The organism is Sphingomonas sp. P3_C6 (assembly GCF_056402595.1).
Window position 1 is genome coordinate 238,673 of the sequence record NZ_JBFUHB010000004.1, and the last position, 11,468, is coordinate 250,140.

At 64.6% G+C, this 11,468-nt stretch carries 11 protein-coding genes and 1 tRNA gene; 6 read left to right on the forward strand and 6 right to left on the reverse strand.

Annotation, left to right across the window (positions count from 1 at the left end; genetic code table 11):
- Nucleotides 1–86 precede the first annotated feature (86 nt).
- Nucleotides 87–920: a class I SAM-dependent methyltransferase gene (locus AC1DT7_RS07470; RefSeq protein WP_478035299.1), complete on the reverse strand. Its 834-nt coding sequence runs from the start codon at nucleotides 918–920 to the stop codon at nucleotides 87–89.
- A 42-nt stretch (nucleotides 921–962) separates the two neighbouring features.
- Here AC1DT7_RS07470 and AC1DT7_RS07475 point away from each other — a divergent pair, with 42 nt between their 5' ends.
- The 5 genes from AC1DT7_RS07475 (at nucleotide 963) to AC1DT7_RS07495 (ending at nucleotide 3,427) form a co-directional block, all read left to right on the forward strand.
- The gene (locus AC1DT7_RS07475; RefSeq protein ID WP_478035300.1) at nucleotides 963–1,697 is read left to right on the forward strand and encodes a ComF family protein; all 735 of its coding nucleotides are present in this window, start codon (nucleotides 963–965) and stop codon (nucleotides 1,695–1,697) included.
- A gap of 31 nt (nucleotides 1,698–1,728) precedes the next feature.
- The gene (gene grxC / locus AC1DT7_RS07480) at nucleotides 1,729–1,986 is read left to right on the forward strand and encodes a glutaredoxin 3 (RefSeq protein WP_478035301.1); all 258 of its coding nucleotides are present in this window, start codon (nucleotides 1,729–1,731) and stop codon (nucleotides 1,984–1,986) included.
- A gap of 10 nt (nucleotides 1,987–1,996) precedes the next feature.
- The gene (locus AC1DT7_RS07485) at nucleotides 1,997–2,821 is read left to right on the forward strand and encodes a carbon-nitrogen hydrolase family protein (protein ID WP_478035302.1); all 825 of its coding nucleotides are present in this window, start codon (nucleotides 1,997–1,999) and stop codon (nucleotides 2,819–2,821) included.
- Complete coding sequence (locus AC1DT7_RS07490; RefSeq protein ID WP_478035303.1) at nucleotides 2,818–3,273, forward strand: DUF1178 family protein; 456 nt, start codon at nucleotides 2,818–2,820, stop codon at nucleotides 3,271–3,273. Before AC1DT7_RS07485 ends, AC1DT7_RS07490 begins: the two co-directional genes overlap by 4 nt.
- A 77-nt stretch (nucleotides 3,274–3,350) precedes the next feature.
- Nucleotides 3,351–3,427, forward strand: a tRNA-Arg gene (locus AC1DT7_RS07495).
- A 331-nt stretch (nucleotides 3,428–3,758) separates the two neighbouring features.
- Here AC1DT7_RS07495 and AC1DT7_RS07500 read toward each other — a convergent pair.
- The 5 genes from AC1DT7_RS07500 to AC1DT7_RS07520 all read right to left on the reverse strand — a co-directional run bounded on the left by AC1DT7_RS07500 (nucleotide 3,759) and on the right by AC1DT7_RS07520 (nucleotide 10,614).
- Complete coding sequence (locus AC1DT7_RS07500; protein WP_478035304.1) at nucleotides 3,759–4,025, reverse strand: hypothetical protein; 267 nt, start codon at nucleotides 4,023–4,025, stop codon at nucleotides 3,759–3,761.
- Nucleotides 4,026–4,139: 114 nt separating this feature from the next.
- Nucleotides 4,140–5,684 carry an ArnT family glycosyltransferase gene (locus AC1DT7_RS07505; protein ID WP_478035305.1) on the reverse strand — a complete coding sequence of 515 codons (1,545 nt, stop codon included), beginning with the start codon at nucleotides 5,682–5,684 and terminating at the stop codon, nucleotides 4,140–4,142.
- A gap of 38 nt (nucleotides 5,685–5,722) precedes the next feature.
- Nucleotides 5,723–7,255: a hypothetical protein gene (locus AC1DT7_RS07510; RefSeq protein WP_478035306.1), complete on the reverse strand. Its 1,533-nt coding sequence runs from the start codon at nucleotides 7,253–7,255 to the stop codon at nucleotides 5,723–5,725.
- Between the two features lie 353 nt (nucleotides 7,256–7,608).
- Nucleotides 7,609–7,881 (reverse strand): SWIB/MDM2 domain-containing protein, encoded by a 273-nt coding sequence (locus AC1DT7_RS07515; RefSeq protein ID WP_478035307.1) that lies wholly within the window; start codon nucleotides 7,879–7,881, stop codon nucleotides 7,609–7,611.
- Between the two features lie 246 nt (nucleotides 7,882–8,127).
- Nucleotides 8,128–10,614, reverse strand: coding sequence for a TonB-dependent receptor (locus tag AC1DT7_RS07520; RefSeq protein WP_478035308.1), 2,487 nt, complete (start codon nucleotides 10,612–10,614; stop codon nucleotides 8,128–8,130).
- A 231-nt stretch (nucleotides 10,615–10,845) separates the two neighbouring features.
- Here AC1DT7_RS07520 and folE point away from each other — a divergent pair, with 231 nt between their 5' ends.
- Nucleotides 10,846–11,466 (forward strand): GTP cyclohydrolase I FolE, encoded by a 621-nt coding sequence (folE, locus tag AC1DT7_RS07525; protein WP_478035361.1) that lies wholly within the window; start codon nucleotides 10,846–10,848, stop codon nucleotides 11,464–11,466.
- Nucleotides 11,467–11,468: the final 2 nt, after the last annotated feature.

Genomic DNA, 11,468 nt, shown 5'->3' on the forward strand with positions numbered 1-11,468 from the left:
CGGCATGATGCTCCGCAAGTCCGATAATGCGCCGATCCTTATGCCCGTTGAATCGATCGACATTATCACTGGCCGTCCGCCATTGCTCAGGCTGGCGGGATTCGCTTCAGCGCGTCCGCCAGCGAGGCAGTTGCGCTGCCACGCCGGGCGGGTTGGGGCTGGGACGGGGCAGGGGACCAGCCGGTCAGGAAGACGATCTCGAACCGCTCGGCAATGCGGCCGTCCGGGTCGGCCTGAGCGGCGAAGGCATCGGCGGCGCGGGCGAGGGTATCCCGGCGGAGCGGCGTGCGGCCGAGTAGCAGGTTGGTTGCCGCCATGCCGCGCAGGTCGGCCAGCAGCCGTCCGAGATTGCCGTACCGCACGCTCAGCGATTCCACATCGGCGACGGGCAGGGTGAATCCGGCGCGGACCAGCAGGTCGCCGGCGGACCGTACATCGATCTGCGGATGGATGCGGGCGGCCGGTCGATCCCGTTCGGCCTCGCGAAAGGCGGTGCGCAGGGTCGACAGGCTGCCGGCGCCGGTGAAGGCGGCGAGGAACAGGCCATCGGGTCTGAGCGCGCGGCGGATCAGGGTCAGGGCGCCGGGCAGGTCGTTGACGCTGTCGAGCACGCCGGCCGAAATCACCAGGTCGAAAGAGGCGTCGGCGAAGGGCAGGCGATCTTCGTCAGCCTGGACGTCGCCAGCGAAAAGGCGGCCCGAATCGCAGCGGACGATGCGCGCGCCGGGCGGCGGCTGGAACGCGCCGTCGAAGCTGCCCAGGTCGAGGATGTCGGCGAAGCTGCGCGTGACCGCGCCGAGCCGTTCCTGAATTCCATCGAGCATCGCCGCACGCAGGAAATCATGCTCGGCAAAGCCGGCGGCGGCCCGGTCGCGGCGGGTGCGTCGGGCGGATCGGTCGAAGATATCGGGTACGCTCACGTGGCGGCTTGTGCCGCCGGACGGGCGGCGCGACAAGGGCATGTGCAGCGGTTTCTCGCTCCCCTTCGTGTCGCCGCCAATCTCGCCTTGCCGCCGAGGTGCCCTGGCTGTGGCGCGGTGACGGGCGAGGACCACCGCTTCTGTGCCGCCTGCTGGGGTGCATTGCGCTTTCTCGGTCCGCCCTGGTGCGCCGGGTGCCATGCCCCTTTCGCCTATGACCGGGGAGCGGGCGCGCTGTGCGGCGCGTGCCACCAGACGCCGCCGCGCCATGCCGGGATACGCGCCGCGGTCGCTTATGGCGATGTCGCGCGGACGGTTGCGCTCAGGCTGAAATATGGCGGCCGCACCGCCTTTGCCGAGACGGTCGCCCGGCAGATGGCCCGGCTGATGCCGGAAAGCGCCGACCTGCTGGTGCCGGTGCCGCTGCATCGCTGGCGTATCTGGTCGCGGGGCTTCAACCAGGCCGCCCTGATCGCACGCGAGCTGACCCGCGCCACCGGCGTGCCCAATGATCCGATGCTGCTGTCGCGGACAAAGGCCACGCCGCCGCTGCGCGGCATGGGGGCGCAGGGCAGGGCAAAGGCGGTCGCGGGTGCCTTTCGTATCCGGCCGGACGGGAAGGACAGGCTGCGCGGCAAGGCGGTGGTGCTGATCGACGATATCCACACCAGCGGCGCGACCAGCGATGCCTGTACGCGCGTGCTGCTGCAGGCCGGGGCGGCGAGCGTGACGATATTGTGCTGGGCGCGCGTGCTCGATCCTGCAGCCGACGATTGACAAGCGGCGGGACCGCCCACATTTCGGAAGCATGGCAAAGATCGAAATCTATACCAAGGCTTTCTGCCCTTATTGCACCAGGGCGATGCGGCTGCTGGACAGCAAGGGCGTCGAGGTCGAGGAATTCGACATCACCATGGGTGGGCCGAAGCGTGCCGAGATGCTGCAGCGCGCCAATGGCCGCAGCACCGTCCCGCAGATCTTCATCGACGGCAAGCATGTCGGCGGATCGGACGATCTCGCCGCGCTCGAGCGTGAGGGCAAGCTCGACGCCCTGCTTGCGGCCTAAGGCCCGCGGCATGAGGATCGCGCTGCTCCAGATGACGACGGGTGTCGACCCTGTCGCCAATGCGCACACCATCACCACCGCCATCGCCGATGCGGCGAAGGGTGGCGCCGTCATGCTGTTCACGCCCGAGATGTCGGGCCTGCTCGACAGCAATCGTGCCCGGGCATCTGACAATCTTCATCGCGAGGCCGACGATCCCGTGCTGGCCGCTGTGCGCGAGGCCGCGGCCGACCACGGCATCTGGGTTCATCTCGGCTCGCTCGCGGTGCGCGGCGACGATGGCAAGCTGGCCAACCGCGCTTATGTGATCGGCCCCGACGGCACGATCCGCGCCCGGTACGACAAGCTGCACCTGTTCGACGTGGACCTGCCGACGGGTGAGAGCTGGCGCGAATCCGCGACCTACACGCCGGGTAGCGGCGCGGTGGTGGTCGATACGCCGGTTGGTCAGCTGGGCCTCGCCATCTGTTACGACATGCGCTTTCCCGACCTGTTCCGCGCGCTGAGCAATGCGGGTGCGACGGTGCTGGCGGTGCCGGCTGCGTTCACCCGGCCGACCGGCGCCGCGCACTGGCATATCCTGTTGCGGGCCCGGGCGATCGAGGCGGCGGCCTTCGTCGTCGCGGCGGCGCAGACCGGCGTGCATGAGGATGGCCGGGCGACCTATGGCCATTCGCTGGTGATCGACCCCTGGGGCGAGGTGCTGCTCGACATGGGCGAGGAGGCCGGCCTCGGTTTCGCCGAGATCGACCCGGCGCGTACCGCCGATGTCCGCGCGCGGATTCCGGTGCTGGCGCATCGCCGCACCATTCCGGAGGTCGCGACGGCCTCATGATCGTGTTCGATCTGCGCTGTTCGGGCGCGCACGTGTTCGAGGCGTGGTTCGCCTCGAGCGGTGCGTTCGAGGACCAGCGCACGCGCGGGCTCTTGTCCTGCCCGATCTGTGGTGACGGCGATATCGGGAAGGCGGTCATGGCGCCGAACATCCCCGCCAAGGGCAATCGCACAAATATTGTGGCGCCCGCGCCGGCAGCCGAAGCGCCATCGCCCGAGGTGATGAAGGCAGCGATTCGTGTCCTTGCGGCGGCGCAGGCCAAGGCGCTCGAAAAATCCGAATGGGTCGGCAGGGCTTTTGCCGATCGCGCGCGGGCGATGCACGCCGGCGAGACCGATCATGCGCCGATCCATGGGGAGGCGACGATTGGCGAGGCCAAGGCGCTCGCCGAAGAGGGCGTGACGATCGCCCCCTTGCCGTTCCCGGTGGTGCCGCCCGAGGCCCTCAACTGAACTGGCACCTGAACCGGGCGTTCGCGCGTCTCCGCCCGATTGACCGGCGCCGGGCCAATCTCTACCAACCCCGTCGCGCCCCCGTAGCTCAGCAGGATAGAGCGACGGTTTCCTAAACCGCAGGCCGGTGGTTCGAGTCCACTCGGGGGCACCAGCTTACAGGCTTGTTCAAGGCAGCGACGTCCGTGGTTCTTCCCCGGGTTTCGCTGTCTGTCGTCCTGTTGGAGTGGCTTGGGATTCCGAAAAGTTCACCATTGGGTCGAGTGCGGAACCTGGATGCAGGCCGCCGCAGCAGCTGGCGGATACGCAGTCACACATCGCCATGCGAGCAAAACGCCCTCGGAGATATTCGGAAACGCTCACCTTTACCGATGCGAATCTGAGCCCCGAAGAACCCCGATGAGTGAGGACCCTTACGAAGAGAAGGGGCAGGGCTTCGACGAGCTTAGCCCGAACGGAAAGGGGAGTAAGGCGAGGCGCGCCGCTCATCCCTTCTGCGCTGCCGGTGCATGCCCGCCGAGGGCGAGTATCGATACCCTTCGACCCCTGGGGCGCAGCGTATAGTCGCAGGCCAGGGCTACCGTGGCGAGGATGGCCAGCAGGGCCGACGAGATGTGCCAGGAATTGCTGGACTGTCCGCTCCAGCTGAAGATCCTCGCATAATAATTTCCAAGGTCGAGCAGGATCAGGATGCAGCCATAGGTCGATGAAATACCGAGCAGAGAGACGATCCTGCGTGTCATGGCGTTCATGTGTCGAGGCCCTTGTTTGCGGTCGTTCGGTCATGGCTGGCGACGGCTCTCCGTCGATCTCGAGACTAAGCGACCTTGGTTAACCGTGCCTTGACGAGACCGTGCATGCGACGGCTAACGGACTGGGACTGCTGCGCAGCCTTCTATGTCCGCTACGTCCCGGCCTTTTGCCATCAGGCGGGTCACGCCTTCGGCATCGCAGCTGGCGAGGATGACACCGTGCCTCGTGTCTGCGGCGGCAAGGCTGGTCGAATGGTCGATCGCGACGCCCCGCGCCCGCCACATCTCCCGATAGGCAAGCAGAACGGGGGCGTAGTGCGGCGTGCCCTCGAGGACAAAGCCGGGATCGACGACAAGGATCGGCCGGTCGGCGGCGGGCGCGATCCTGGCGAAGAGCGCACCATAGTGACCCGACCGCGCACCTTCGCCGACGATCGGCACATAATAGCGCCGGGCGACTGCCCCGGCCACGCCCATCAGGACGGGCCCCACTGCCACGACGAACAGCGCCGCCGCGATCAGCCGGGCATAGGGGGCATCGGGACGCAGTGCGGCCAGCGCTTGCGCGAACAAGGTACGGCATGTCGTCGCGGCGGCGATGGCCATGAAGGGCAGCGCGGGAAGGATATAGTGATTGAGCTTCGACGCGGCGCAGGTGAAGACGAGTAGCGTCGTCACGACGATGCTCAGCGAGAAGATCAGGACGAGCCGGGCGCGGCCGCGCGCAAGGAACAGGGCGACGGGTGACAGGAAAAGCAGGGGGGTCGCCGCAAAATAGCCAGCGCGGAGCTGATCGATATAGAACCAGCGCGATTTCGTCGCGACCAGCGACGATTCGAAACGGCCGCGCACGTCGTTGAACAACGCTGCGTTCAGATATCCCGGCCCCAGGATTTCGCGGAGCAGCAGGAAGCCGGCCAGCGTCGCGGTAATGCCGATCGCCAGGACATAATAGCCGGGCGTCGTAAGCAACCGCCGCCACCGGGCGGTTACGGTCAGATGCACGATCACGCCGAGCCCGGGCACCAGCGCTGCGACGCTCTTGGTGAGAAAGGCGCAGCACAGGGCCACGCCGATCAACGCCAGCAATGTCGGGGCGGGGCGGGGGCGATGCAGCGCGAGGAACAGCAGGCAGAGATAGGCGGTAACGAAGAACAGCAACAGGGAATCATAGTCGGCCGTGCGGGCGCTATGCTCGCCGAAATAGGCCGGGCTCAGGACCAGCAGGACGGCGGTGAGTGCTGCGCTGACCACCGATCCGGTGGTACGGCGCACGAACCAGAAAAGGATTGCCAGCGTACCGAGCGAGGCGATCATGCTGGGCAGGCGTAGGGCCCACTCGCTGGGGCCGAAGATGCCGACGCTTGCTGCCATGAGCCAGATCAGCAGCGGCGGCTTGGTGTTCCACAAATCGGGCGCGCCGCCATAGGTCGTGACAAGCCAGGATCCGCTCTCGCGCATTTCCAGCGCGTTCACGATGTTGCGCGATTCATCCCATAGCTGGATGGGCATCACGCTGCGATCGACGAAAAGGAACGCAGCCGACAGGATGAGGATCGCCGCGGCGACGAGATTGCCGGGATCTGCCCATTGGCAGGCGGCTGGTCGCCGGGCAGGCTTTGGCGACGACGGGCTCATCGTGGCAGTGATATCAGCCAAAGCCTAAGCTTTCGGTTACCATAAGTGCGGTCGCGCGCTCAGAGCGGTTTGCACGACGCTTTGTCGGCCCTCACCGAATAGACTGCGGAATGCCCATCCGACCAGATCGGGGTCAGGTCGCGCGCCCGCACCCGCCCTGGCGGGAAACCGATCGTCCACACCCGCTGGAATGTGCAGCGATCGAAGGCGCCGATCGCCTTGTCGAAATCGACCGATTGATCGTCGCTGCCGGCCGGGTGAACGATCTGGGAGGGATCGCTGTCGAACGGAACCGCTTCGGGATGGAGCGGGCGAATGAGTTGCTGGCCGGCCAGGGCCCATTGCTCGTTCGTAAAGACCCGGCGCCGCGCGATGGCGATCCCGGCGATATGGGACAGGCGCGGGTTGAACCAGGATTTCAGGCTCGGCTCGTCGACGAGCACGAGGACGGCCGACCCGCGCGGGATCGCCTCGATCGCCCGCAGCGCCATGGTCTGCCCCTGGCTGTACAGTATGAAGGCGAAAGTCGTCGTCACGAGCCGCATGGCGAAGAATGCGGCACCTCCGATCGCCAGCCGCCGCTCGAGGGCTCCGTGTTGAGGGGCAACCTTTATGGCGAGAATCCCGAGCGCTGCGGCACAGGGCAGGATACGCATATCGACCCCGGCGCCGCCCTGGAACAGGCGTGGGAGCAGGATGAACGCGACAACGCCGAGCAGGGCAGGGATGCCGAGAACGCCGACAAAGCCGAGCCGGGTCGACCGAATGGCTGCCCATAGAAGGCAGGCGATCACCGTCACGCAGGCGATATCGTAGAATTTCCAGCGCTCCCGCAGCAGGGATATCGCCCATTGGATCTTTGCACTCCAGTGGAACCAGTCGCCGGTATCGCCGGCAAGCCGATCGCTGGCGCCGCCGATCATGATCGCGGCCGGCCAGATCATCGGCAGCGCCATCAGGGCGGCCATCACCGCCGCATGGGGCCATCGATCGCCTGCGGCCACCCGCAGCCGCCACTCGGCACCGATCACGAACAGGCCGAGCATCGCCCAGCCGAAGCTGTGACAGAGCCATGCCACGCCGGCAAAAGGCACGAACACCCATAGCCGGACATGAGCCGGCCGCGTCCGCGCCAGCCGAAGCCACAATGCCAGGCCGGCCAGGGCAAGCGCCGCTGCGAGGCAGAAGTTCACGAAACCGAGCTGGAAGGGGAAACCATAGGCAAGGGGAAGGGCGAACCCGGCGGTGGCGGGCAGGCGGCCATGCGCCTCATAGCCCACCCATAGCATGGCGGCGACCGTCGCAGCCGGGATCAGTCCAATAACTAGCCAGGCGGCAGGTTCCACGTCCAGCAGCGAATGCAGCGCGAGGACCAGCAGATCGACGCCGAGATTGCCGATCACGCTCCAGTGAACGGCATAATGTTGTGACAGAGGGGTGATGCCCGCCTCCGCCAGAATGCGATAGCGGCCGATATGGCCGGGCGCGTCAGTCAGTGGCGCGAACGCCGGCCAGAGCATCGGCACCACCGCTGCCAGCACCGCGAAGAAGGCGAAGCGGCGGGTTCGCCACCAGGCCGCGTGACCGTTCATGCTTTGAGGCCATTATTTTTGCCTGCTGCCAGGATCGATGGCCAGACCGGCACCGCATCTACGAAGCACAGGAAGGACGGGCGCTGGCGAAGCAGGCCTGGCAATGAAAGATGTCGCTGCAATCTAGCGACCGCGCACCTGCGCTTGTGGAACGCGAGCCCCTTTCATGACAACCATTCTCCCCCCCCCACAAGGCTCCTACCGGCGCATATATTCGGGGTGTCGTGCCGGTACCAGCGGCTCTCGCGCGAGGCGGTGCCTGCTGCCGAGATCGGGATGAGGGTATTCAAGTCCACTCTGGGGGCACCGGCGCCGCTTGCGCGGGCGGTGCCCACCGGAGTGGGCCGTGTGGCTTACGCCTTGACGTGCTGTGCGATGTACTTGTTCATTTCGAACATCGTGACCTTGTCGCGACCAAACACCTTCTTCAGCTTCTCGTCGGCGAGGATCTCGCGCTTGTTCGCCGGGTTCTGCAGGTTGTTGGACTTGATATAGTCCCACACCTTGCTGATCACCTGGCTGCGCGGCAGCTTGTCGTTGCCGACGATCGCGCCCAGCTCTGGGGACGGCTGCACCGGCGCATGGATGCCACCGGTCTTCGGAGCTGCCGTGGGTTCTTTCGCCATAAATTGTCCTTCCTGATGTGTCGTTCATGTCGACATCGGTTTCACGCCTGTTTGAGCGTCTCTCGCTTGTGCGCTGCCTTTTTGGGATTGTCACGCCTTACAGTGGCTAATCCCCCTCCGTAACGGCGCAGATGCGATGGTTTTCGACGGGGATGCGACGGTACGCGCCGTTTCAAGATCGAAAACAAAGAAAAACCCCCTCTCCCGGTGGGGAGAGGGGGCGATTCCCATGCGTGGCCGCTGGGTTCAGAAGCTCTTGCGGAGCGTCGCGCCAAAGGTGCGGGGCTGGTTCGGATAACCGCTATAGCTGCCATCCTGCGCGACCGTGGGGAAGGTCGAGATAAGGTAATTGTCCTTGGTCAGGTTGCGTACCCAGAACATCAGCTCGAGCTGGTTGGCCCTGCTCTGGAAGCCCAGGCTGGCGTTCACCGTGTTCTGCCCATAGGTCGACAGGTTCGGCGGCGTGGTTTCGGTGAGCTGGAACTTGCTCATATAATTATATTCGCCGCGCAGATACGCACCGATATCGTTCGTCAGATCGTGCGAGAGCGTGGCCGAGGTCGAGAAGCTCCAGGTCGGGATACCCGCAGGCTTCTGGCCGGAAAGGTCGCGGAACGACGGGCGAAGCCCAGTCAGCGGGTTCTGGGGGCACCGAGCGGTATCGTAGTTCACGCACGCCGCACCGGTGAAGGAGTCGTATTTGGGATCGAGATAGGTGACCGAACCGGTGAGGGCTAGGATCGGGGCCGGGCTGTAGGCAGCATCGACTTCGAAGCCACGGACCGATTCCTTGCCTGCGTTGACCAGGCTGTAGCCCAGGCCGGTAAAGGCGTTGGACTGGAAGCCCTTGATCTCCTGCTGGAACACCGCGAGGTTGAAATAACCGCCGCGGAACTTCGCCTTGGCACCAGCTTCATAGACGGTCACTTCTTCCGGCGCGGCCGAGCGGCCGACACCGTTCAGCGGCGGGCGGCTGTCCGACGACAGGTTGATCGCGCTCGCCTTCCAGCCGGTCGAGTAGCTGACATAAACGTTTACGAAATCCAGGTCATAGGCGGCACGAGCCGCATAGGTGACCTTGTCCCCCTTGATGATCCCGGTTTCATTGGCATTGGGATAATTGATCGGGCCGTGGTTCGGTGTGTTGCCGTAGAAGAACTGGACCGCTCCGAGCGCGCCGAACAGGTTGGTCGGGATTTTTGCGCCCGGCGGCGCGGCGGGGTTGAGAATGGTCAGCGGAAGGAACCCGAGTTCCGGGACGTTCTGCAGATTGAGCGCCGAGAAGGGATCCTGCAGCACGACGAAGGACTGCGCTTCCTTGCGATCGTTCAGATAAGCTAGGCCCCCCGTAACGGTCAGACGGTCCGTGATCTTGTAGTCGACCTGGCCGAACAGCGAGTAGGAGGTCTGCTTCAGCTTGTAATTGTCGGCGAGGCCCTGGCCTGCCTGAAAGTAGGTCCGACCGGGGCGGATCGCCGGGTTCACGAGCGATTGCAGCGTTTCGAGCTGAGTCACTGCGCCGCCCGTGAGGGCATTAACGAAGGCACGCGCATCCTTGCCGAAGCGGATGTCACGACCCGTGGTGAGCTTTTCGTTCTGGTAGAAGCCGCCGACCAGCCAACTGAGCGGCCCGTCGCTCGTCGAGGCAAGCCGGAATTCCTGAGTGAAGGTCTTGGCGTTGTTGGCCGTCTTGTTGTTCGAAATGTCGGCGGCGGTGAAATCGATGTCCTGATCGGACCGGTTGACCTGGTTGCGATAGGCCGTGATCGAGGTCAGCTTCGCGAAGCCCAGGTTCCAGTCGACCTGACCCGAAACGCCCTTGCCCTCGACCCGGTTGAAGGGATCCGTGTTGAAGATGACGTTGCGGTCGAAAATCCTGGTGGTGTCCGAAACGGCGAAGCCCAGCGACTTGATCGCCTGGGTCGCCGGGCCGTTGAAGATCGAGGTGACGCCGCAGCACACTTCCTTGATCAGGTTGTAATCGGCGATGACGCGGATCGAGAAGTCCGACGACGGTTCGAACAGCACGTCGCCGCGAACCGACCAGCGATGGCGGTCGTTGACGCCGCTGCCGGTGGTCAGGTTCTTGAAATAGCCGTCGCGTTCATTGAGGCTGCCGGACAGGCGGAAGGCGAGACTGTCGCTGATCGGGCCGGTGATGGTGGCCTTGGTCTGCATCTGGCTGTAATTGCCGACGCTGATCTCCGCCTTGCCGCCCCATTCGAACGATGGGCGCTTGGTCACGATGCTGATGGCGCCGGCCGACACGTTCTTGCCGAACAGGGTCGATTGCGGTCCACGCAGGACTTCGACACGCTCGATCTCGGGAAGATCGTCGAGGGCGGAGGCTGAACGCGAGCGATAGACGCCGTCGATGAAGACGCCGACCGAGCTTTCGATACCGTCATTGCCGTTGCCGTTGCCGAAGCCGCGGATGATGAAGTTCGTCTGGCCGGCCGCGTTGAACTGAGCGACCTTCAGCGACGGAACCACCGACTGGAGATCGATCAGGTCGCGGATCTGCGCCTTCTCGATCGTCGCCGCACTGGTGACGGCCACCGAGATCGGCACGTCCTGCAGGGTCTGTTCGCGCTTCGTGGCGGTGACGATGATATCGTCGCTGTCGCTCAGTCCGGCATCCTGGTTGGCCGGCGCGGGAGTGGTTTGCGCCAGGGCCGGGGCGGCGTAGAGCAGCACAATGGCCGACGCGGCGAGCAATTCGAACTTCTTCATGATGATATCCCCTCTTGGCCAGCCCGTCGGTCTTATGCCAACTGAGCGTCGTTCGTAATCCAGGTATGCGAATTCTGCGTCGGGGGGAATCGGCCGTCAATGGCAGAATCGTAGGAAAACGGCGGGGTTGCGTAGTTGTTGCCCAAATGAGACAGTTTCGGAATCGAACTTAAATTGCACAAAGCGACATTGCCGTAACGTCAGGTTCGAGTAAGGCACAAACAAATGAGTATGGAACATCGCCCTGGCGGGCCAGAAAATGGCGACCTTGTTGCCGAAATACCCAAGATTCCGGTCCCGGACGAAGTTGCCGAGGCGGTGCGTACGCTGATCAGATGGTCGGGTGACGATCCGACGCGTGAAGGATTGCTCGACACGCCCCAACGCGTCGCCCGCGCGTGGAAGGAATATTGCTCGGGATACCAGGACGATCCTGCGCATCATCTGTCGCGCATCTTCGAAGAAGTGGGCGGTTATGATGAGATCGTCTTGCTGAAGGACATCCCGTTCCAGTCGCATTGCGAACATCACATGGCGCCGATCATCGGCAAAGCGCATATCGCCTATCTGCCCGGCAATTATGTCGTCGGCATCTCCAAGCTGGCGCGCGTGCTCCACGCCTTTGCCCGGCGGCTGCAGGTCCAGGAGCGGCTGACCGCCGAGGTGGCCGACTGCATCTGGGAGAATCTGAAACCGGTCGGCGTCGCTGTGGTGATCGAGGCGAGCCATGCCTGCATGACGGCGCGGGGCGTGCGCACGCCCGGCGTCTCGATGGTCACCAGCCGCATGATGGGCGTATTCCGCGAAGATGACCGCAGCCGCAAGGAAGTGCTCGCGCTGATGGGTTATTGAGC

Coding starts and splice junctions, on each gene's coding strand:
- AC1DT7_RS07510 (WP_478035306.1), bottom strand. CDS start 7,255: ATGAACGGTCACGCGGCCTGGTGGCGAACCCGCCGCTTCGCCTTCTTC.
- AC1DT7_RS07490 (WP_478035303.1), top strand. CDS start 2,818: ATGATCGTGTTCGATCTGCGCTGTTCGGGCGCGCACGTGTTCGAGGCG.
- AC1DT7_RS07515 (WP_478035307.1), bottom strand. CDS start 7,881: ATGGCGAAAGAACCCACGGCAGCTCCGAAGACCGGTGGCATCCATGCG.
- AC1DT7_RS07520 (WP_478035308.1), bottom strand. CDS start 10,614: ATGAAGAAGTTCGAATTGCTCGCCGCGTCGGCCATTGTGCTGCTCTAC.
- AC1DT7_RS07500 (WP_478035304.1), bottom strand. CDS start 4,025: ATGAACGCCATGACACGCAGGATCGTCTCTCTGCTCGGTATTTCATCG.
- AC1DT7_RS07485 (WP_478035302.1), top strand. CDS start 1,997: ATGAGGATCGCGCTGCTCCAGATGACGACGGGTGTCGACCCTGTCGCC.
- folE (WP_478035361.1), top strand. CDS start 10,846: ATGGAACATCGCCCTGGCGGGCCAGAAAATGGCGACCTTGTTGCCGAA.
- grxC (WP_478035301.1), top strand. CDS start 1,729: ATGGCAAAGATCGAAATCTATACCAAGGCTTTCTGCCCTTATTGCACC.